The sequence below is a fragment of the Janthinobacterium sp. EB271-G4-3-2 genome, from assembly GCF_020858035.1.
Taxonomy (GTDB): Bacteria; Pseudomonadota; Gammaproteobacteria; order Burkholderiales; family Burkholderiaceae_D; genus Janthinobacterium; species Janthinobacterium aestuarii.
Window position 1 is genome coordinate 47,777 of the sequence record NZ_JACYMG010000010.1, and the last position, 22,249, is coordinate 70,025.

Annotated in this window: 18 protein-coding genes; 15 read left to right on the forward strand and 3 right to left on the reverse strand. The window is 64.9% G+C overall.

Annotated features, from left to right (window positions below):
* Nucleotides 1-77 precede the first annotated feature (77 nt).
* Nucleotides 78-497, reverse strand: a complete 420-nt coding sequence (locus tag IGS55_RS20030) for a hypothetical protein (RefSeq protein WP_080698430.1) — start codon at nucleotides 495-497, stop codon at nucleotides 78-80.
* Nucleotides 498-800: 303 nt separating this feature from the next.
* Between IGS55_RS20030 and IGS55_RS20035 the strand changes: the two genes are divergently transcribed.
* Entirely contained in the window at nucleotides 801-1,871 is a 1,071-nt protein-coding gene (locus tag IGS55_RS20035; protein ID WP_230519118.1) for a hypothetical protein, read from the forward strand.
* A 3-nt stretch (nucleotides 1,872-1,874) separates the two neighbouring features.
* Here IGS55_RS20035 and IGS55_RS20040 read toward each other — a convergent pair whose 3' ends face one another.
* On the reverse strand, nucleotides 1,875-2,834 hold the full coding sequence (locus IGS55_RS20040; RefSeq protein ID WP_230519117.1) for a LysR family transcriptional regulator: 960 nt from the start codon (nucleotides 2,832-2,834) through the stop codon (nucleotides 1,875-1,877).
* A 109-nt stretch (nucleotides 2,835-2,943) separates the two neighbouring features.
* Between IGS55_RS20040 and IGS55_RS20045 the strand changes: the two genes are divergently transcribed.
* Nucleotides 2,944-3,783, forward strand: a complete 840-nt coding sequence (locus IGS55_RS20045) for a phytanoyl-CoA dioxygenase family protein (protein ID WP_230519116.1) — start codon at nucleotides 2,944-2,946, stop codon at nucleotides 3,781-3,783.
* Nucleotides 3,783-4,604: a sugar phosphate isomerase/epimerase family protein gene (locus IGS55_RS20050; RefSeq protein WP_230519115.1), complete on the forward strand. Its 822-nt coding sequence runs from the start codon at nucleotides 3,783-3,785 to the stop codon at nucleotides 4,602-4,604. Before IGS55_RS20045 ends, IGS55_RS20050 begins: the two co-directional genes overlap by 1 nt.
* Here the strand turns inward: IGS55_RS20050 and IGS55_RS20055 are convergent.
* Nucleotides 4,589-5,518, reverse strand: a complete 930-nt coding sequence (locus tag IGS55_RS20055; RefSeq protein WP_230519114.1) for a LysR family transcriptional regulator — start codon at nucleotides 5,516-5,518, stop codon at nucleotides 4,589-4,591. The genes IGS55_RS20050 and IGS55_RS20055 overlap by 16 nt on opposite strands.
* 120 nt (nucleotides 5,519-5,638) lie before the next feature.
* On the opposite strand from IGS55_RS20055, the gene IGS55_RS20060 reads away from it, so the two are divergent.
* The 12 genes from IGS55_RS20060 (at nucleotide 5,639) to IGS55_RS20115 (ending at nucleotide 22,240) form a co-directional block, all read left to right on the forward strand.
* Nucleotides 5,639-6,514: an aldo/keto reductase family oxidoreductase gene (locus tag IGS55_RS20060; RefSeq protein ID WP_230519113.1), complete on the forward strand. Its 876-nt coding sequence runs from the start codon at nucleotides 5,639-5,641 to the stop codon at nucleotides 6,512-6,514.
* A 21-nt stretch (nucleotides 6,515-6,535) separates the two neighbouring features.
* Nucleotides 6,536-6,997 (forward strand): MarR family winged helix-turn-helix transcriptional regulator, encoded by a 462-nt coding sequence (locus IGS55_RS20065; RefSeq protein ID WP_101482558.1) that lies wholly within the window; start codon nucleotides 6,536-6,538, stop codon nucleotides 6,995-6,997.
* Nucleotides 6,998-7,162: 165 nt separating this feature from the next.
* Nucleotides 7,163-9,538, forward strand: coding sequence for a M1 family metallopeptidase (locus IGS55_RS20070; protein WP_230519112.1), 2,376 nt, complete (start codon nucleotides 7,163-7,165; stop codon nucleotides 9,536-9,538).
* Entirely contained in the window at nucleotides 9,535-10,050 is a 516-nt protein-coding gene (locus IGS55_RS20075) for a DUF6702 family protein (protein WP_230519111.1), read from the forward strand. Before IGS55_RS20070 ends, IGS55_RS20075 begins: the two co-directional genes overlap by 4 nt.
* Nucleotides 10,047-12,083 carry a TonB-dependent receptor gene (locus IGS55_RS20080; protein ID WP_230519110.1) on the forward strand — a complete coding sequence of 679 codons (2,037 nt, stop codon included), beginning with the start codon at nucleotides 10,047-10,049 and terminating at the stop codon, nucleotides 12,081-12,083. The genes IGS55_RS20075 and IGS55_RS20080 overlap by 4 nt, the downstream gene beginning before the upstream one ends.
* Before the next feature lie 102 nt (nucleotides 12,084-12,185).
* On the forward strand, nucleotides 12,186-12,920 hold the full coding sequence (locus IGS55_RS20085) for a 2OG-Fe dioxygenase family protein (protein ID WP_230519109.1): 735 nt from the start codon (nucleotides 12,186-12,188) through the stop codon (nucleotides 12,918-12,920).
* 142 nt (nucleotides 12,921-13,062) lie between these two features.
* Nucleotides 13,063-14,424 carry a hybrid sensor histidine kinase/response regulator gene (locus tag IGS55_RS20090; protein ID WP_230519108.1) on the forward strand — a complete coding sequence of 454 codons (1,362 nt, stop codon included), beginning with the start codon at nucleotides 13,063-13,065 and terminating at the stop codon, nucleotides 14,422-14,424.
* Nucleotides 14,425-14,688: 264 nt separating this feature from the next.
* Entirely contained in the window at nucleotides 14,689-15,417 is a 729-nt protein-coding gene (locus IGS55_RS20095) for a CerR family C-terminal domain-containing protein (protein WP_230519107.1), read from the forward strand.
* Nucleotides 15,414-16,826, forward strand: a complete 1,413-nt coding sequence (locus IGS55_RS20100; protein WP_230519106.1) for an efflux transporter outer membrane subunit — start codon at nucleotides 15,414-15,416, stop codon at nucleotides 16,824-16,826. Before IGS55_RS20095 ends, IGS55_RS20100 begins: the two co-directional genes overlap by 4 nt.
* Nucleotides 16,827-16,838: 12 nt before the next feature.
* Nucleotides 16,839-18,005, forward strand: coding sequence for an efflux RND transporter periplasmic adaptor subunit (locus IGS55_RS20105; RefSeq protein ID WP_230519105.1), 1,167 nt, complete (start codon nucleotides 16,839-16,841; stop codon nucleotides 18,003-18,005).
* A gap of 9 nt (nucleotides 18,006-18,014) precedes the next feature.
* Nucleotides 18,015-21,131, forward strand: a complete 3,117-nt coding sequence (locus tag IGS55_RS20110; RefSeq protein WP_230519104.1) for an efflux RND transporter permease subunit — start codon at nucleotides 18,015-18,017, stop codon at nucleotides 21,129-21,131.
* A 131-nt stretch (nucleotides 21,132-21,262) separates the two neighbouring features.
* Nucleotides 21,263-22,240, forward strand: a complete 978-nt coding sequence (locus IGS55_RS20115; protein ID WP_230519103.1) for a hypothetical protein — start codon at nucleotides 21,263-21,265, stop codon at nucleotides 22,238-22,240.
* Nucleotides 22,241-22,249: the final 9 nt, after the last annotated feature.

Genomic DNA, 22,249 nt, shown 5'->3' on the forward strand with positions numbered 1-22,249 from the left:
GCCCCGAAGACAGTACGTCAGTACAGTGAGGTAAAAGCGGGGCAGGCAACATCTCCCCGGCCTTGTATCAGCCGTTCTTAAACTTTAACGCTTTCAGCCTTGGCAATGACCGTGCGCGGAATGATATCCGTCGCCGGGCAAGTATCCATCGCATCCGAATACGCAAGCCAGCGCTGCAGGCTTTCCATGCGGCGAATCGTGATGCCCTTGCCATTGATGTAGCCGATCTGCTCGAAATTGGCGGGGCTGGTAGTCAGTTTCGACACGGTGGGCGCATTGTCGACCAGGCGGTCGTAGGCCTTGCGCGCCTTGTGCTCCCACTTGGCCAGCACGGGGTCGTCAAAACGGTTGCTTTCAAAATACACGGTGATGGTGCGGTCGTGGTTGGCAAAACCGACGATGGCCGCACCCTTGCGTATGGTCAACAGGACATCTTCCTTGACGCCCGTGACGGGAACGAAGACGGCGGCGCGCCCATCCGTATCCGGCCGCTCCATGGGAATATCTTGTCCGATTATGCTCATTACATCACACTCTTCGTCATCGCCTGTTGGCTTGTTGTCCCTGCATCACTGAAAACGTGCCGCCGTGCGCATGCGTGCGTTTGCCGCTGCGCCGGGCCGCTGCCATACCCTGTCATACCGTTTCATACCATTTTTCAAATAATACATTGCCGGAAAGCACTACACAAGATAATCAGGGGCGCGGCAGCCGCCTGTCCTCCGCCGGATGGGGAATGGCGGCGTCCGCGGCAATCGCCTTATAATGCCGTGTTTACTTCACGTCCCCACTTTCGCACCATGACGCTTCCCGAGAATGACACCAGCCGGCTCGACGCCATCAGCGCCGCCGCCACCGAAGTGGCCGCGCAAAACGTGGCCGACCTGCTGGCCATGGCCATCTGCCACCGCCCGGACGAACCATCCCTGATCGTCTGCGACAAGCGCAGCTGGCTCAACGTCGTGCTGACGGAAGCGTATCGCCAGGCCTTGCCGGACGCGGCCTTCATTGATTTCGACGAAGTCACGCCCGAGGCCGTGCTGGCCGCGTTTGCCGACCTGCCGGCCGGCAGCCTCGTCGTGCTGATCCAGTCGACCAGCTTCCGCCTGGAAGCGTTCCGCATCCGCATCGAGTTGTTCAAGCGGGGCCTGAAAGTCATCGAGCACGTGCATCTGTCGCGCATGCCCGGCGTGCAGGGGCTGCACTACATCGCCTCGCTGGCCTACGACCCCGCCTACTATCGGGGCGTGGGCCATGCGCTGAAGGCGCGCATCGACGGCGCCCGCCACGGCATGGTCGACAGCGGCGGCGAGCAGCTGGTCTTCGCCTCGCCATTCGAGGGTGCGAAGCTCAATATCGGCGACTACAGCGGCATGAACAATATCGGCGGCCAGTTCCCGCTGGGCGAAGTGTTTACGGAAGCGCAGGACCTGGAAGCCGTGAACGGGCGCGTGCGCATTTTCGTCTTTGGCGACACGCACTTCATGGTCAACCGCCCCGACACGCCGATCACGCTGATCATCGACAAGGGCAGAGTCACGGGCACGGAGCACGCCACGCCGGAATTTACCGCCATGCTCGAGATCATCCGCGCGCACGAAGGCGAAGTGTGGGTGCGCGAACTGGGCTTCGGCATGAACCGCGCCTTTTCACGCGAACAGCTGGTCAACGACATCGGCACGTATGAACGCATGTGCGGCATCCATCTGTCGCTGGGCGCCAAGCATGGCGTGTATACAAAACCGCAATTCAAGCGCAAGGATGCGCGCTACCACGTCGACATCTTCGCCGTCACCGAAGCCGTCTACCTCGACGACGAGCGCGTGTACGCCGATGGCGCGTGGACGGTGGAGCCGGTCGCGTTCAATTGACCCTCAGCTGAAAAACCCCGCCGCTGCCAGCTCGCGGTCCCATGGCGGCACGGGCTGGTATTCGGCCACGAGGAAATCGATCAGCGCGCGCACCTTGGGCGAGGGCTGGCGGCTGGCCGGATACAGGGCGCTCAGGTAATTCAAGGGCAGTTCCCAGTCCGTCAGCACGGGCACCAGGCTGCCATCGAGCAGATTGCGCCAGGCGAGGAAGGTGGTGCTGTAGACGATGCCGAGTCCCCGCTGCGCCGCCTGGTGCAGCACCAGCCCGTTATTCGCCGTGAAACCCGCCTGCACGCGCACGCGCACGTCTTCACGTTCTTCCCCTACTCCACGCTGGAAATGCCAGTTCGTGCCATCGGTCAGGTGGCTGAAATGCAGGCACTGATGCTGCAGCAAATCCTGCGGCGTCTGCGGCACGCCCCATTGCGCCAGATAGGCGGGGCTGGCGCACAGCACGGCGCGGCACGGCACCAGCGGGCGCATGGCCAGCGCGCTGCTGTCCGGGATGCCGCCCACGCGTATCGTCAAGTCAAAGCCGTGGCGTATCGGGTCGAGCAGCGCATCGTCGACAAACAGCTCGGCCCGCACCTGCGGGTGCAGCAGGCTGAAACGGGCGACGGCATCGGCCAGCCACGCGCTGCCGAAACTCGACGGCGCCTGGATGCGCAGCGGCCCGGCCAGCTCCGCCCCCGCCCCGGCCTGCGCCACGTGCGCCACCATGCGCGCCGCTTCCTGCGCCTGGCTGACAGCGGCCATGCACGGCGCCAGGTAGGCGCGGCCCGCGTCCGTCAGACTCACTTCGCGCGTGGAGCGGTGCAGCAGGCGCGCATGCAGGCGCTCTTCCAGCTGCATGATGGTCTTGCTGACCATGGCCCGCGTCAGGCCCAGGCGCTGCCCGGCCACCGTAAAGCTGCGCTGGCGCGCCACCTCGACAAAGATTTCCATCGCTTTTAATTGATCCATGTCAAAGATTGTCTGTGTTTTGGCGACAATCTGTCAACCGCCGGGCGATTGTTTGCGCACTGTCCCCATCCTACAATGGCGCTTTCCATTGACCTCCGGAGCCGCCGCCATGCTAACGATCGAACAACAAGAACAATACCAACGCGACGGCTACATCATCCTGCCCGGTTTCAAGGGTGCGGACGACATCGCCGCCCTGCGCGCGCGCGCCGAGCAGATTGTCAACGACTTCGATCCCAGCGTCAGCCAGTCCATCTTCACCACGCGCGACCAGGCGAAGAACACCAACGATTACTTCCTCGCCTCCGACAACACCATCCGCTGCTTCTTCGAGGAAGAAGCGTTCGGTCCGGACGGCCAGCTGAAGCAGGCGAAATCGCTGTCGATCAACAAGATCGGCCACGCCATGCATGACCTGGACCCCGTCTTCCGCGCCTTTTCGGCCGACCCGAAACTGGCCGAAGTGGCGCGCGACCTGGGCCTGGCGGATGCGCAGGTGTGGCAATCGATGTACATCTTCAAGCAGCCCGGCATCGGCGGCGAAGTGCGCTGGCACCAGGACGCCACGTATTTCGAAACCACGCCCATCAGCGTGACGACCTTCTGGTTCGCGCTGGAAGACGCCACCCTGGACAACGGCTGCCTGTGGGCGGAACCGGGCGGCCACCGCGGCCCCCTGCGCGAACGCTTCATCCGCAACGGCGACCAGGTCAGAGTGGAAAAACTCGATGCCATGCCGTGGCCCGACGACAGCACGGCCGTGCCCCTGGAAGTCAAGGCGGGCGCCCTCGTCTGCTTCCACGGCCTGCTGCCCCACTACAGCGCGCCGAACCGCTCGCCCGTGTCGCGCCACGCCTACACCTTGCACGCCACCGACGGCCAGACGCAATACGCGGCCCATAACTGGATACAGCGCGACGCGGCGTTCCCCGTGCGGGGCTTCGTCTGATGCGCATCGACGTCTTCGCCGCCCACTGGGGCAATAACGCGCTGCCACCCGACGTCTTCATCGACAAGGTACTCGATGCCGGTTTCGACGGCATCGAGATGTCGCTGCCGCTGGACGCGGCCCTGCGCGAGGAATGGACGGACCGCATCGCCAAGGCGGGATTGCAGCTGATCGCCGCGCAGTGGGAAACCGTGTTCCACAGCGACTTCGAGCTGCACCGCGCGGCTCTCGCCGAACTGCTGGAAAACGCCTGCCTGGCGCGCCCCGTACTGGTCAACACCCACACGGGCAAGGATTTTTATACGCAGGCACAGAATGGAGAACTGCTCGACCTGGCCGCCGCCATCTCGGCCAGGCACGGCGTGCCCATCGTGCATGAAATCCACCGCAGCCGTTTCAGCGGCCACCCGATGCTGCTGCTGCCGTATCTGCGGCAGTATCCGCACCTGCCCTTGACGGCCGACCTGTCGCACTGGTGCTGTGCCTGCGAATCGCTGCTGGAAGACCAGCCGCACACGCTGGCGCAAGTGCTGCCGCTGGTGCGCCACGTGCACGCGCGCGTCGGCCATGCGCAGGGGCCGCAAGTGGCCGACTTCCGCGCACCGGAAGCGAAACCTGCGCTCGACGCCCACCTGGCCTGGTGGGACGCCATCGTCGCCCTGCGCCGCGCGGCCGGCGCCGAACGCATGACGTTCACGCCGGAATTCGGCCCCGCGCCCTACACGCAAACCTTGCCCTGGACGCAGCAGCCCGTGAGCGATGCGTGGGAACAGAACGTCGCGATGCTGCAGCTTTTACGCCAGCGTTATCCGGCGGACTGAGGAAGCTGCGCAAAATTGGCCTGCACGAAATCGATGAAGGTGCGCAGCGGGGCCGGCAAATGACGCCGGCCCGCATAGTATAAAAACGGGCCGGGAAAGGGCATCGCCCAGTCTTCCAGCACGGGCTGCAGCTGGCCCGCATCGATATATGGCTGCAGCCACTCTTCAAACAGATAGACGAGACCATGGCCGGCGATGGCCATGCTGACCGCGAAGTCGGCCGCCGTCGGCGTGACGATCACGGGGCCGTCCGGTTCCACACTGACCTTTTGCCCGTCCCGCTCGAACTCCCACGGTGGAACCGCGCCACTAAGGAATTTCCCCAGCAGGCAGGCGTGCCGCAGCAGGTCGCGCGGATGCACGGGCACGCCGCGCTGCGCCAGGTAGGATGGCGCGCCCGCCACCGCGAAGCGCTGCGTGCGCGGGCCAATCGGGATGGCGATCATGTCCTGCTCCAGCCGTTCGCCATAGCGGATGCCCGCGTCGCAGCCGCTGGCGACGACATCGACAAAATTATTATCGACCACCAGCTCGACCCTGATCTGCGGATAGGCGCGCAGGAACTGGTCAACCATGGGCTGCAGGAAGAAGCGCGCCGCGTTGACCGGCACGTTCAGGCGCAAGATGCCGCGCGGGCTGTCGCGCAAGTCGTTCAGCACGTCGAGCGCGCTGCTCACTTCATCGAGTGCCGGGCGCAAGCGCGTCAGCAGCAGCGCACCGGCCGCCGTCGGCGTCACGCTGCGCGTCGTGCGTTCCAGCAGGCGAATGCCCAGCTGCTGCTCCAGCCGCCGCAGCGCCTCGCTCAGGGCGGACGCGGACTGCCCGCTGGCGCGCGCGGCCTGGCGAAAACCGTGGTGCCGGGCCACCAGGGCAAAGGCGGCCAAATCGGCCATGGAAGGGCTGTCTGCATGCATGGGAAGAGCTTTCATTGTGCGTAAACGAGTACAGCCTGTGCCGGATTGACCCGATTATCATACAGCGCAATCGGCCTTACGATGGCTGCTCTTGCCCTCAACCATCACACAGGAGCTGCCATGCACACGTATTTCCCCGCCCGCGACCAATTCACGCCCGCCCATTGCGACATCGCATTCAACCGCCTCGGCTACGGCGCCATGCAACTGGCCGGCCCGCACGTATGGGGGCCGCCGAAGGACCGCGCCGCCGCCGTCGCCGTGCTGCGCGAGGCCATCGAACTGGGCGTCAACCATATCGACACGTCGGACTTTTACGGCCCGCACGTCACCAACCAGATCATCCGCGAAGCGCTGCATCCCTACCGCGACGGCTTGACCATCGTCACCAAGATCGGCTTCATGCGCGGCGCCGACCAATCCTGGCTGCCGGCCGCGTCGCCGCAGCAGCTGCGCGACGCCGTGCACGACAACCTGCGCAACCTGGGCCTGGACGTGCTCGACGTGGTCAACCTGCGCGCGCCGGGCATGGCCGGACCTGACGGCTCGTCGCTTGCCGAACCGCTGGACACCTTGGTGCAGCTGCAGCGCGAAGGCCTGGTGCGCCATATCGGCCTGTCCAATGTCGATGCGGGCCAGGTGGCCGAGGCACAGCGCATCAGCCCCATCGTCTGCGTGCAGAACCACTACAATCTGGCGCACCGCGCCGACGATGCGCTGATCGACTCCCTGGCCGCGCAAGGCATCGCCTATGTGCCCTTCTTCCCCCTGGGCGGCTTTTCGCCGCTGCAGTCCGATACCTTGAACCAGGTGGCGGCCGCCATGCAAGCCACGCCGATGCAGGTGGCGCTGGCCTGGCTGCTGCAGCGCGCGCCGAATATGCTGGTCATTCCCGGCACTTCGTCGGTGGCGCATCTGCGCGAAAACGTCACGGCCGGCGCGCTCACGCTCGACGCCCAGGCGCTGACGGCACTGAGGTCGCTTGCAACTAAGTAGCGCACTATATATACTGTCCCCATGGATACCACTACCGCCCCCAACCCCTTGCACCAGGTGCCGCGCCTGGACGGCCAGCTGTGCTTTGCGCTGTACTCGACTTCGCTTGCCATGAACAAGCTGTACCGCAAGCTGCTGCGCAAGCTCGGCCTGACCTATTCGCAATACCTGGTGATGATGGTGTTGTGGGAGCGCGACGGCTTGACGGTGTCGGAAGTGGGCGAGCGCCTGTTCCTCGATTCGGCCACCCTGACGCCCTTGCTCAAGCGCATGGAGCAATCGGGCTTGCTCACGCGCACGCGCGCCGCCAGCGACGAGCGCCAGGTCATCATTTCCCTCACGCAGCAGGGCGACCAGCTGCGCCACGAGGCGGCCCTGCTGCCCGAGGCCATCCTGGCGGCCAGCCACTGCAGCGTGGAGCAGGTTGTGGACATGAAACAACAACTGAACCAGTTGCGCGACAGCCTGATGAAAAGTGAGTGAAAGCGCCGCTTTTCCGAGCAAAATCAGGCAAAGCATCCCCCTGACAGCGGCAGGCAAAAGCTGGCGTAAAATCCGCCTTTCTTTATTACAAATCGATACATGGATGGCCCCACCCTGCGTATAGAATAGTTGCCACTATTTCCTTACAACAACATCAGGGTGATCATGCGCATACCTTTCGGCTCCGTAGCCTCGCTGGCTCTGTGTTTTACCGTGTCGGCCTTCGCCGCCGAGCCATTCGACGACAAGTTCCGCCAGCTCGAAGAGGTGTTGCCCACCCCAAATACCTACCGCACCGCCTCCGGCGCGCCAGGCCACGCCTACTGGCAGCAGCGCGCCGACTACACGATCCGCGCCACGCTCGATGAAGCCAGGCGCGAGATCGCCGGCAGCAGCACCATCACCTACCATAACCAGTCGCCCGACACACTCGGCTACCTGTGGGTGCAGCTGGACCAGAATATCTACCAGCCCGATTCCGACGCGCGCCGCATGGCCACGGCGCCGTCGCGCCAGGCGTGGGCCAAGACGGCGGGCGAAGACACCATGAAATTCGAAGGCTTGCGCGGCATCCTCGCGCGCGGCGACTTCCAGGGCGGCTTCCATATCCGCCGCTTGACGGGCGCCGATGGCCAGCCTTTGAAATACGTTATCAACCGCACCATGATGCGCATCGACCTGCCGCAGCCTTTGAAGCCGGGCCAGGACTTTGCCTTCCAGATCGGCTGGGATTACCGCATCAACGAACAGAAGGTGCTGGGCGGGCGCGCCGGCTATGAAATCTTCGACGACAAGAACGCCCTGTTCGAAGTGGCGCAGTGGTTCCCCCGCATGGCCGCCTATTACGACGCGGCCGGCTGGCAGCACAAGCAGTTCCTCGGCTCGGGCGAATTCACGCTGGAATTCGGCGACTACGACGTGCAGCTGACGGTGCCCGCCGACCATATCGTCGCCTCCACGGGCCAGCTGCAAAACCCGCAGGACGTGCTGTCTGCCGCGCAGCGCGAGCGCCTGGAAAAAGCGCGCGGCAGCGACAAGCCCGTCGTCATCGTCACGCAAAAAGAAGCGGAAGCGGCCGAGAAATCCGTGAGCCGCGCGCAAAAGACGTGGCACTTCAAGGCGGCCAACGTGCGCGACTTCGCCTGGGCCTCGAGCCGCAAGTTCATCTGGGATGCGCAGGGCTACAAGAAGGGCGGCAGCGATGTGATGGCCATGTCCTACTACCCGAAAGAGGGCAATCCGCTGTGGGAAAAGTACAGCACGCAAGCCATCGTGCACACGATCGAGCAGTACAACAAGTACAGCATCGACTACCCGTACCCGACGGCCATTTCCGTCAACGGCCCCGTGGGTGGCATGGAGTATCCGATGATCTCGTTCAACGGCCCCCGTCCGGTGAAAGACAAGAAGACGGGCGAGCTGACCTACTCGAAGCGCACCAAGTATGGCCTGATCGGCGTGATCATCCACGAGGTGGGCCACAACTACTATCCGATGATCATCAACTCGGACGAGCGCCAGTGGACGTGGATGGACGAAGGCCTCAACACCTTCGTGCAATACCTGGCGCAGCAAGCATGGGAAGAAAACTATCCTGCCTCACGTGGCGAACCGCGCGAGATCGTCGACTACATGCGTAGCCGCGACCAGGTGCCGATCATGACCAATTCCGAATCCCTGCTGCAGTTCGGTAACAACGCCTACGCCAAGCCGGCGGCGGGCCTGAACATCCTGCGCGAAACCATCCTCGGGCGCGAACTGTTCGACTACGCGTTCAAGGAGTATGCGCAGCGCTGGAAGTTCAAGCGCCCCACGCCCGCCGACTTTTTCCGCACCATGGAAGACGCTTCCGGCACGGACCTCGACTGGTTCTGGCGCGGCTGGTTTTATACGACCGACCCGGTCGACATCAGCATCGACGGCATCAGCGAATATGGCGTGAGTTCAAAAGATCCGGCCACGGAAAAAGCGTGGAAAAAGGCGCAGAAAGAGGCCCAGCCGGAATCGGTCACGAGCCGCGCCAACAAGGGCATGCCGCGCCGCGTCGATGCGCATCCGGAGCTCAAGGATTTCTATAACCGGCACGACGATTTCACCGTGACCAACAAGGACCGCAACGCCTACGCCGAAGCGCTGGCCGCCCTGGAACCGTGGGAAAAGGACTTGCTGAAACAGGGCAAGCACCTGTACCTGGTCGACCTGTCGAACGTGGGCGGCATGGTCATGCCGCTGATCCTCGAGATCGAACTGAAAAGCGGCAAGAAGTACGTCGAGCGCGTGCCGGCCGAAGTGTGGCGCTACTCGCCGAAGAAAATCACCAAGGTCGTCATCACGGATGAACCGATGGTGGGCCTGGTGCAAGACCCGTACTGGGAAACGGCCGACATCGACACGAGCAACAATAGCTGGCCGCGCAAGATCACGCCATCGCGCCTGGAACTGTTCAAGAGCGAGAAGTCGCCCAAGGATAACCTGATGCGCGATTTTCATACGCCATTGAAAGGCCAGAACAGCGGCGCGTCCAAGGGCGACGAGGCATGAAGCGCTGGCGCGCGCTGGCTTGCGCCATGCTGGCCTGCGCCAGCATGGGGGCCGGCGCCCACAACTTCCACATGGGTATCGCCGACATCAGTTACAACGCGGCCAGCGGCAGCACGGAAGTGGTGCACACCTACACGGGCCACGACGTCGAAGCGCTGCTGACGAACCTGTACCAGCGCCAGTTCGACCTGGGCCAGGAAGACAGCGAAGCGGCGCTGCGCCGCTATGTCGAAAAACAGTTTTACCTCGTGGGGCCGGACGGCAAGCGCTTGCGCCTGAACTGGGTCGGCATGAAGGTCAATGCCGACAATGTGGTCATCTTCCAGGAGATCGAACGCACGCGCCTGGCCCCCGCCACGCGCATTCATAACCAGTTGCTGATCGACTTCCTGCCCAGCCAGCGCAATACCCTCAACGTGCAGGACAGCGGCACCCTCCAGACGCTGATTTTCGACCGCCAGAACACGGAACTGCCGATCCGCCAAGGCCCGCCCCCCCTATTACATCCATGACGCCACGCTCTCTTCCCCTGCTCCTCGCCGCCCTGTTTTCAGCCACCGCCGCCCACGCCGACGACATCTTCCAGCGCGTGCTGATCGACGGTTCGCGCCTGAACCAGCTGGGCGTGGCCGATTCGGCCAACGCGGGCAGCGTCACGCAACAGCAGCTCGATGCGCGCACCAGCTACCGGCCCGGCGAATTGCTCGAAGCCGTGCCGGGACTGATCGTCAGCCAGCATAGCGGCGAGGGCAAGGCCAACCAGTTCTACCTGCGCGGCTTCAACCTCGATCATGGCACGGACCTGCGCACCACGGTCGACGAGATGCCCGTCAACCAGCGCAGCCATGGCCACGGGCAGGGCTGGACGGACCTGAACTTCCTGATCCCCGAACTGGCCATGCGCCTCGATTACAAAAAGGGGCCGTATTCGGCGGCGCAAGGCGATTTCTCCTCGGCCGGCGCGGCGTCCGTCGTCTACGCGAACCGCCTGACGCAGGGCCTCGCCAGCGTGGGCATCGGACAAAACGGCTTTCGCCGCGCCCTGCTGGCCGATACGTTTGACGCGGGCGACGGCAGCCTGCTGTACGCGCTCGAAGCGCAGCACAACGACGGCCCGTTCACGCAGCCGGACCGCTACCGCAAGCTCAATGGCGTGCTGCGCTACAGCGAAGGCTATGCCAACAACGGCTTCAATGTCACGGCCATGGCCTACGACGCCAGCTGGAACGCCACCGACCAGATTGCGCTGCGCGCCGTGCAGGACGGCACCCTGGGGCGTTTCGACGCCATCGATGCCAGCGATGGCGGCAAGGCGCAGCGCTACAGCCTGTCGGGCGCCTGGCGCCAGACGACGGACGACATGTCCGCCAAAGTCAGCGCGTATGTGATCGCCAACCGCCTGGCCCTGTTCTCGAATTTTACGTATGCGATGGACGACCCCGATAACGGCGACCAGTTCGCCCAGCCGGACCGGCGCGTGACGGCCGGCCTCGACGCCAGCCACACCTGGCACCGCCACACGGACAGGGGCAGCAGCGACACCACCATCGGCCTGCAGCTACAGAACGACAATATCCACAATGGCCTGTACAACACGCGGCAGCGCCAGACCGTGTCGACCACGCGGCAAGATCATATCGTCGAATCGAGCATCGGCGTGTATGGCGAAAACAGCACGCGCTGGTCGCGCTGGCTGCGCACCGTGGCCGGCCTGCGCGCGGACGCCTACCGCTTCGACGTGCGCAGCGACCGCGCCGCCAATTCGGGCAAGGCCAGCGACCATTTGTTCAGCCCCAGCCTGAGCGTGATCGCCGGACCGTGGCGCGATACGGAAGCGTATATCAACATTGGCAATGGTTTTCACAGCAACGACGCGCGCGGCACGACGATCACGGTCGACCCGAAGACGGGCGAAGCGGCCGACAAGGTCACGCCTCTGGTGCGCTCGCGCGGACTGGAACTGGGCTTGCGCAGCGCCGCCATCGCCGGCCTGCAAACGTCGCTGTCGCTGTACCGCCTGGACTTCGATTCCGAGCTGCTGTTCATCGGCGACGCGGGCGCCACCGAGGCGGGCCGCCCCAGCCGCCGCTACGGCATCGAGTTTTCCAGCTACTACAAGGCAGCCAGCTGGCTGTCGCTGGACCTGGACCTCGCGTATGCGCGCGCACGCTCGCGCGGCAGCGACCCGGCGGGCGACTTCATCCCCGGCGCCATCGAAGGCGTGGCCCAGCTGGCCATGACGGTGACGCCGCCAGGGCCGTGGTCGGGTTCCTTGCGCCTGCGCTACTTCGGTCCGCGCCCCCTGGTGGAAGACAACAGCGTGCGCTCGTCGGCCAGCGTGGGCTTGAACGGGCGCATCGCCTACCGGATCGACAAGACCTTGCGCGTGGAAGTCGAAGGCTACAACCTGGCCAACCGGCGCGACTCGGCCATCGACTACTACTATGCCTCGCGCCTGCCCGGCGAAGCGCGGCCCGTCGACGACATCCACTTCCATCCGGTGGAATCGCGCTCGCTGCGCCTGACCCTGGTAAAGAATTTTTAAGTAAACAAGAATAATTCTTATCGCACTGCACAGGAAACGCCGCGAAGTCGTAGAATGCCAGGCTGGATAAACTGAGACAGGCCGCGTTGCGGCCGCACCGCCATGAGCACTTCCGCACCGATCTTTACCGACCCGTCCCACGTCAAGGAAGCCTTGCGCGATGACGGCTATGCCGTCCTGCGCCCGCAGGACGTGGCCGCGCTGGCCGGCTGCCCGCTGGACGCATTGCGCGCGCTGGAACCAAGCTGGAATACCCTGGCGCTGGACAATTACCTGAAGGATGGCGGCCGCTATCGGCGCCGGCGCCACTCGTGCTTCGTGCAGGATGGCGGGCGCCTGGCGCAGACGGCGCACCGTCCGCACTGGCAGCCGGTGGAATACAACGCCCTGCACGGCGGCATGCACCGCCTGTTCGAACCGGTCGAAGCGGCTATCGTCGCGCAAGCGGCCTGGCAGCAGCTGATCCGCGCGCTCGGTGACGTCTGCTCCCAGGTCAAGGGCAGCCAGCCGTGGTTCATCGAAGCGCACCAGTTCCGCATCGATACGACCGACGGCATCGGCCGGCCCACGCCGGAAGGGGCGCACCGCGACGGCGTCGATTTCGTCGCCGTGCTGCTGATCGGGCGCGAACAGGTCAAGGGCGGCGAGACGCGCATCTTCGAAGCGGATGGCCCCAACGGCAAGCGCTTTACCCTGACCGAACCGTGGTCGCTGCTGCTGCTCGACGACGCTGCCGTGATCCACGAATCGACGCCGATCCAGCCCTTGGGCGACCATGGACACCGCGATACCCTCGTGCTGACCTATCGCGCAGGCCAGTTCCAGGGCGAAAACTGACAAGCGGCCACAGCATTTCCTGTGGCCAAAATAGTTACTTGGAAGTTACTTTTGCAGACCTAAATCCGATATAGTCATACGATGTCGATATTGCGCGCTCACGGCGCCCAGCATCACCACACTGAAATCCTAGGAGAGGTCTGTGGACTCCAACAACCAAATCAAGCCTGACGAAATCGAGATCCTGATCGTCGAGGACAGCCCGACCCAGGCGGAGCGCTTGCGCCGCCTGATCCAGTCGCTGCACTATAACGCGCGCGTGGCGGCGAATGGCCAGCTGGCCCTGGCCGCCATCCGCGAGCGCAAGCCGCACCTGGTGCTGTCCGATATCGTCATGCCTGAAATGAATGGCTACGACCTGTGCCGCGCCATCAAGTCCGATCCGACCCTGCGCGACATCCCCGTGATCCTCGTCACCTCGCTCAACGATCCGAAGGACATCATCCGCGGCATCGAGTGCGGCGCCGACAATTTCATCCGCAAGCCCTACGCGGAAGATTACCTGCTCAACCGCATCAGCCACATGCTGATGAACCAGAAGCTGCGCAAGAACCAGAACGTGGAAATCGGCATCGCCCTGTACCTGGGCGACCAGAAGCATTTCATCAATGCGGAACGCCAGCAAATTCTCGACCTGCTGATCTCCACGTATGAGCAGGCGGTGCAGGTCAACGGCGAACTGCAGGCGCGCGAACGCCAGGTGATCGAGCTGAACATGCGCCTGGCGCACCATGCGGCCGAACTGGAAACCATCAACCGCGAAATCGCCCTGAAAAACCTGGAGCTGGCCGAAGCGAGCCGCATGAAGTCCGCCTTCATCGCCAACATGTCGCATGAACTGCGCACGCCGCTCAACGCCATCATCGGCTTCACCGGCGCGCTGCTGATGAAACTGCCCGGCCCCCTGACGTCCGACCAGGACAAGCAACTCAATACCATCCGCGCCAGCGCGCGCCATTTGCTCTCGCTGATCAACGACATCCTCGACGTGGCCAAGATCGAAGCGGGCAAGCTGACGCTGTCGATCGAACCCGTGCACTGCCAGGAACTGATGGCCGATGTGGCCGACACCCTGCGCCCCCTGGCCCAGCAAAAAGGCCTGGCGCTGGAACTCGAACTGGGCGAGCCGGGCCAGCCGCCCGCCATCATCGACACGGACCGCCGCGCGCTGACGCAAATCCTCATCAACCTGCTCAATAACGCCATCAAGTTCACGGAACAGGGCACGGTGCGCATCAGCCTGTCCCAGCGCGACGAAGACGGCGTGCTGGTGACGGAAATGAGCATCGCCGACAGCGGCGCCGGCATCAAGGAAGAAGACCAGGCCAAGCTGTTCCAGGCCTTCTCGCAGCTCGATTCCACCTCCACGCGCCACGTGGAAGGCGCGGGACTGGGCCTGTATCTGTGCCAGAACCTGGCCAACGCCATCGGCGGCGCCCTGTTCTTCAACAGCGACTACGGCTCGGGCAGCACGTTTACACTGGCCCTGCGCAGCAAGGCCTGAGCTTCTGTGCGCCGCAGCATGGAATACCGGCTTTTTGCCATCGAAAAGAGACCGATACAGTAGTTCTACGGTATTGCACTGCACCATTTTCAGCGCTATAGTAGAACTGTCTCCTCCAATTCGTTCTCCGAACATTGGATTCAGCCCGCGAATACAACCGCGGGCTTTTTTTTGCCTGCGTTTTTCATTATCTTCATCATTCCTTAACTAAATCAACCGGTTTAGTTATATCAATCGTTTGAGATATATGATTAAATCTCCGGCATGATTGAAAAAAACGCCATCCCCACTTCCCATGCCGACGACGGGCGCAAGCCCCGTTCCGACGGCGAGCAGTCGCGCGAGCGGCTGCTGCATAGCGCCATCCGCCTGTTTGCCGAGCAAGGCTACGCCAAGACGTCCACGCGCGAGCTGGCGCAGGCGGCCGGCACCAACGCGGCCGCCATCAGCTATTATTTTGGCGACAAGGCGGGACTGTACCGCGCCGCCTTTGCGCAGCAGTCAGCGGACCCGCAAGACAATATCGCCCTGTACGAGCAACCCCATTTCACCTTGCGCCAAAGCCTGGAAGGCTTTTATGCGCAATTGCTCGCTCCCATGCAGCAGGGCGACATCGCGCGCGACTGCATGCGCCTGTGGTGCCGCGAAATGCTCGAACCGACCGGCCTGTGGGCGCGCGAGATCGACCAGAACATCCGTCCCGAACACGAAGCGCTCACGCGCGTGCTGGCACGCCACCTGGGCGCACCCGACAACAGCGACGACATGCACCGGCTGGCGTTTTCCATCGCCTCGCTGGCACTGCAGCACATGGTGGGCACCGAGGTGCTGCACACCTTGCGCCCGCAACTGCTGGAATCGCCGCACGCGATCGACACCTGGCTGGCGCGCCTGACCGACTACGCGCTGGCCATGGCCGACGTCGAGCGCCGGCGCCTGGCCACTCCGCCCTCCGCCTCTACCACTCAACGACAAGCAGAAGGACCAGCATGACGACTATTCGATGCACCGTTCAACGCGTCCTGGCCGCCAGCATCGTGCTGGCGCTGGGCGGTTGCGCCCTGCAAGGGCCGCCCGCGGCGGTGGCCGCCAGCGCGCCAGCGCAGTGGCAAGCGCCGCTGCCGCACAACGGCAAACTGACGGACCTGGCCAGCTGGTGGCAGGGCCAGGGCGACAGCCTGCTGGTGGAATTGATCAACGACGCGCAGCAGGTCAGCCCGACCATCGCCGCCGCAGGCACACGCATCGTGCAGGCGCGCGCGGACCGCATCGCCAGCGGCGCCGCGCTGGCGCCCACCTTGGACGCGACGGGCAGCGTGGTACGCGCCAGCCAGCAATCGGCACAGCCCGGCGGCACCACCTCGCAGGCCGCGCTGCAGGCGTCGTGGGAAATCGACGTGTTCGGCGCCAACCGCGCCACGCGCGACGCGGCCCAGGAGCGTTACGACAGCGCCCGCGCGCTCTGGCATGAGGCCCGCGTCTCGGTGGCCGCCGAAGTGGCGAACCAGTACTACGCCTTGCGCACCTGCCAGCAATTGCAAGCCGTGTCCGAACAGGATGCCGTCTCGCGCCGCGACTCGGCGCGCCTGACGGAACTGAGCGCCGGCGCCGGCTTCCAGCCGCCCGCCAACGCCGCGCTGGCCCGCGCCAGCGCCGCCGAAGGCGCCAGCCGCGCCATCGAACAGCGCGCCGCCTGCGACGTGAATATCAAGGCGCTGGTGGCCCTGTCGGCCATGCCGGAAGCGTCGCTGCGCGAGAAGCTGGCCGCCAGCCCCGCCATCCTGCCCTCGCCCGTGGCGATCGCGGAACTGCCGGCGCAAACCCTGGGCCAGCGCCCAGACATCTACAGCGCCGAACGTGAAGTGGCGGCGGCCAGCTTCGAAGTGCGCGGTGCGCAGGCGCAGCGCTATCCCCGCCTGAGCCTGGCCGGCTCCATCGGCAAGGGCAATATCCGCGCCGGCGGCACCAGCATCACGGCCAGCACCTGGAGCATCGGCCCGCTGGCCGTCAGCCTGCCCATCTTCGACGGCGGCACCCGCCGCGCGCAGATCGATGCGGCCACGGCGCGCTACGACGAAGCCGTGGTGAAATACCGCGCCGGCGTGCGCCAGGCCGTGCGCGAAGTGGAAGAGGCACTGGTCAACCTGGCCAGCACGGACGAACGCAGCGGCCATGCGAAAACGGCACTGGAAGGCTACCGCGTGTCGTTCGTCGCCACGGAAGACCGCTACAAGAATGGCCTGGCCAGCCTGATCGAGCTGGAAGACGCGCGCCGCACGCGCCTGGCCGCCGAAAACACGGTGGTCAACCTCGAGCGCGAACGCAGCGCCGCCTGGGTGGCGCTGTACCGCGCCGCCGGCGGCGGCTGGACCAGCAGCGCCATCGCCAACAACGCCCCCTGACGGATACACAACATGAAAAAAATGACCTTGAAACCGATGGCGCTCGCCTTTGCCGCTCTTTGCGTGATGCTGGGCGCCGGCGTGGCCCTGTACTCCCCTTCCTCCACGGCGGCGGACGACGCCAAGGATAAAAACGCGGCGCAAAAGCCGGCGCTTACCGTCACCACGGCCAAGCCGCAGACAGCCAGCCTGCCCATCAAGCTGAAGGCCAACGGCAACGTGGCCGCCTGGCAGGAAGCCGTCATCGGCAGCGAATCGAACGGCTTGCGCCTGACCGACGTGCGCGTCAACGTGGGCGACGTCGTGCGCGCCGGCCAGGTGCTGGCCGTGTTCTCGAACGACACGGTGAACGCCGACGTGGCGCAGGCCAAGGCCGCCGTACTGGAAGCGGAAGCCAATGCGGCGGAAGCGGCAGCCAACGCGCAGCGCGCCCGCTCGCTGCAAAGCACGGGCGCCATCAGCGCCCAGCAGATCAGCCAGTACCTGACGGCAGAACAGACGGCCAATGCGCGCATCGCGTCCGCCAAGGCGCAGCTGGCGTCGCAGCAGCTGCGCCTGAAATACACGCAGGTGGTGGCGCCCGACAGCGGCGTCATCTCTTCGCGCTCGGCCACCGTCGGGTCGGTGGTGGGCGCCGGCACGGAACTGTTCCGCATGATCCGCCAGGGCCGCCTCGAATGGCGCGCCGAAGTGACGGCCACCGAGCTGCTGAATCTGAAGCCGGGCACCCTGGCGCAAGTGAAGGCGGCCAACGGCGGCGTCTTGACGGGCAAGGTGCGCATGATCGCCCCTACCGTCGATCCGCAGACGCGCTCCGCCCTCGTGTATGTCGACCTGCCTGCCGGCACGGGCAGCAATGCGCCATTCAAGGCCGGCATGTACGCCAGCGGCGAATTCGAACTGGGTACCTCGGGCGCGCTGACGGTGCCGCAGCAGGCGATCGCCGTGCGCGATGGCTTCAGCTATGTCTTCCGCCTGAATCCCGACCAGCGGGTCAGCCAGATCAAGGTGCAGGCCGGACGGCGCCTGAGCGACCGCATTGAAATCCTTGGCGGCATCACGGCCGACACCACCATCGTCGTCAGCGGCGCCGGCTTCCTCAATGACGGCGACCTGGTACGGAATGTACAGGCTCCGGCAGCGGCCAAGGCTGCTGTAGCACCGGCAGCGAAAAAGTAAGGAGAGGCCATGAATTTTTCCTCCCTCTCGATCAAGAACCCGATCCCGGCCATCATGCTGTTCGCGCTGCTGACCCTGGCCGGCTTGCTGGCCTACAAGGCCAATCCGGTGCAGGATTTCCCCGACATCGAACTGCCCATCGTCACCGTCAGCGCGGTGCTGCCCGGCGCCGCGCCAGCCCAGCTGGAAACGGAAGTGGCACGCAAGATCGAAGATTCCGTCGCCACCTTGCAAGGCGTGAAAAACATCTACACCAAGGTGCTCGATGGCGTCGTCACGGTGACCGTCGAATTCATCCTGGAAAAGCAGATCGCCGAAGCCGTCAACGATGTGCGCGACGCCGTCGCCCGCGTCAAGGCGGACATGCCGGCCGAGCTGCGCGACCCCACCGTCACCAAGGCTTCCACGGCAGGGCGCGTGGTGCTGACCTTTATCGCCACGGCGAAGCCGGGCGTGGACAACCCGCTCGACTCTCCCGACCTGTCGTGGTTCGTCGACAACACGGTGGCCAAGCGCCTGTTGACGGTGCCCGGCGTGGGCGCCGTCACCAGAGTCGGCGGCGTCTACCGCGAGATCCAGGTGGAACTCGACGAGGCGCGCATGGCCGCATTGAAAGTGTCCGCCCTCGACGTGTCGCGCCAGCTGCGCCTGGTGCAGCGCGAAGCGCCTGGCGGCAGGGGCGACATCAGCGGCGCCGAGCAGTCGGTGCGCACCATCGCCACCGTGAAAACGGCCGATGAACTGTCGCGCGTGGAAGTGCCGCTGCCGGACGGGCGCCATGTGCGCCTGGACCAGGTCGCCACCGTGCGCGACACCATCGCCGAACCGCGCGCGCTGGCCGAGCAGGATGGCAAGACGGTCGTCGCCTTTGAAGTGTTCCGCACCAAGGGCGCCAGCGAAGTGGCTGTCGCCACGGGCGCGCGCGATGCCATCGCCGACCTGCAGAAGGAAAACCCGAACGTGGTGCTGCAGCAGTCGATCGACAATGCCTTCCCCGTCGAGGAAAACTTCGACGGCTCGATGGAGCTGCTGTACGAAGGCGCGTTGCTGGCCGTGCTGGTGGTGTGGTGGTTCCTGCGCGACTGGCGCGCCACCCTGGTGGCCGCCGCCGCCCTGCCCCTGTCCGTGATGCCCGCCTTCCTCGGCATCTACTGGTTCGGCTACACGCTCAATACCGTCACCCTGCTGTCGCTGGCCCTGGTAGTCGGCGTGCTGGTCGACGACGCCATCGTTGAAATCGAAAACATCGAGCGCCATCTGCGCATGGGCAAGTCGCCGATGGAAGCGGCCATGGAAGCGGCCGACGAAATCGGCATGGCGGTCATCGCCACCACCTTCGCGCTGGTGGCCGTGTTCCTGCCGACGGCCTTCATGAGCGGCATTCCCGGCCTGTTCTTCAAGCAGTTCGGCTGGACGGCCGTGCTGGCCGTGCTGGCCTCGCTGGTGGTGGCGCGGCTGCTCACGCCGATGATGGCGGCCTACATCCTGAAACCGCTGCCGCACAAGGAAGAGCAGGATGGCTGGCTGATGACGCGCTACCTGACGGTCATGCGCTGGTGCCTGAACCATCGCGGCATCACGGCCATCGCCGCGGCCCTGTTCTTTGTCGGCGCCATCGCGCTCGTGCCGCTGCTGCCGACCGGTTTCGTGCCGGCCGCCGACCGCGCGCAGACGCAGATCAACCTGGAACTGCCGCCCGGCTCCACCCTGGGCGAAACGCAGGCCGTGGCGGCCCTGGCGCGCGATGCGGCCATGCGCACGCCGGGCATTCAGGGCGTCTTCAGTTCGATAGGCGGCGGCTCCAGCGGCGATGCCTTCGCCCCCGGCGCCGCGGCCGAGGCGCGCCGCGCCGTGCTGACCCTGACCACCGTGCACCGCACGCAGCGCAAGGAATCGATGGCGGACCTGGAAACCCAGCTGCGCCAGAAGCTCGATACCATCCCCGGCGCCCGCTTCACGGTGGGACCGCCCGACACTGGCGTCAAGATGCAGCTGGTGCTGCGCTCGGAAGACCCGGTGGCTTTGACGACGGCGGCGCAAAAGGTCGAGCGCGAACTGCGCGGCTTGAAAGGCATCGGCAACGTCAATTCCAGCGCCTCGCTGGTGCGCCCGGAAATCATCGTGCGTCCTGATTTCGCCAAGGCGGCCGACCTGGGCGTGACGGCGGCGGCCATCGGCGAAACGGTGCGCGTGGCCACGGCCGGCGACTACGACACGGACCTGACGAAAATGAACCTGCCCGAGCGGCAAGTGCCGATCCGCGTCAAGCTGCCCAACAGCGTGCGCGCCGACCTGGCCGCCATCGAGCGCCTGAGCGTGCCCGGCAAGAATGGTCCCGTGCGCCTGGCGAACGTGGCCAGCGTGACGATGGAAAGCGGCCCGGCGCAGATCGACCGTTTGAACCGCAGCCGCAACGTGACCCTCGACGTGGAACTCGGTTCGCGCACCCTGGGCGAACTGAATGAAGAGGCGCGCGCGCTGCCGTCGATGAGGAACTTGCCGCCATCCGTGAAGATCGCCGAACTGGGCGACGCGCAGGAGATGGCCTCGCTGTTCGCCAGCTTCGGCCTGGCCATGCTGATCGGCGTGCTGTGCATCTATTGCGTGCTGGTGCTGCTGTTCAAGGACTTCATGCAGCCGGTGACCATCTTGGCGGCGCTGCCGCTGTCGATCGGCGGCGCCTTCGTGGCGCTCCTGATCACGGGCAGCGCCCTGTCGATGCCGTCGATGATCGGCCTGATCATGCTGATGGGGATCGTCACCAAGAACTCGATCCTGCTGGTCGACTATGCGATCCTGGCGCGCCAGGCCGGCATGAACCGCTTCGACGCGCTGGTCGACGCCTGCCACAAGCGCAGCCGCCCGATTTTGATGACGACGATCGCCATGGGCGCCGGCATGATGCCGCTGGCGCTGGGCTGGGGCGCCGACCCCAGCTTCCGTTCGCCGATGGCCATTACCGTCATCGGCGGCCTGATCACGTCGACCCTGTTGAGCCTGCTGGTGGTGCCGGCCGTGTTCACCTACATCGACGACCTCGAGCATCTGCTCAAGCGCGGCATGGCGAAACTGCGCCGCCAGAAGGCGCCGCTGCGGCGCGACGACAAGGTGGCGCTGGAAAAATAAGCGCCACGGCAAATTGCAAAATCGCCCCCTGCGGGCAAGGAAACGAGGGACCGGCCGCCAGGCCGCGCTCCCTCGCTTTCATCTATCTGGCATACTGCGCCCATTCTCCATGAACGCAATCTGCCCTGCCTATGAATTACCGCACCCCGCTCGTCCTGCTGATGGCATCCGCGCTGCTCGGCGCCTGCTCGGACAAGACCGCCCCCGCCAGCGCCGACCTGGCAGCTGACGTGGTCACCGAAGTCCCCGCTGCCGCTGCCGCTGCAGACACCGCATCGGCCGAACACGTGCCGCCGCCATCCGCCACCGCCCCCAGGACGGAAGCGATGAACACGCCCCAGGCGCGCGAGCGCGAAGTGGGCATGATGCGCGCCGTCTTCGGCAAGGACTACCGCGGCGACAGCGAAGATGCGCTGGCCGACCTGCCCGATCCCGATAACCACGTCGACAAGCTCAGTTACGTGGTCAGCGCCGTCAGCCACAAGCTGCTGCCCGATGGCAGCGCCATCCTGGTGGCGAATGCGGAAACGGCCAACACGGAAGGCACGGCCGAATCGGCGCATGCTTCGCCGGGGCTGCTGAATGTCTTTTTCCTGGCGCCCAAGGGCCAGCCGGAAGACGGCCAGTGGCAAGTCGTGAAACGCCTGGAAAACATCGCAGCCCTGGGATCGTCGGGGCAGCTCGGCGAAGTCCACTGGGTCATGCTGGGCGCGAACAAGCCGGCACTGGCGATCCGCCATGGCTATACGGGCCAGGGCTACACCATCACGCAACTGGCCCTGTTTGAAATCGGCGACGGCAAGGTCACATCACTCGATGGCGCCATCGACCTGTATTCGGACAATATGGGCGCCTGCGGGCCCGAGACGGACGAGTGCTGGATGGTCAAGGGGAACTGGCGCTTCGCGCCGGCGCGCAATGGCGGCGCCCATGATGACTTGCTGATCGATTTCAAGGGTGCCTCCGAGAAGATCAAGCCCGGCGTCACGGTCAAGCCCGACGAAGACCCGCCGCGCATCGCCACGCCCCTGAACGGCCACGCGCGCTATGCTTTTGATGGCAAGGGATATAAATTAATTGAAGGGAAAAACACGGTGCCGGGCGTTTAAGCACGGCAC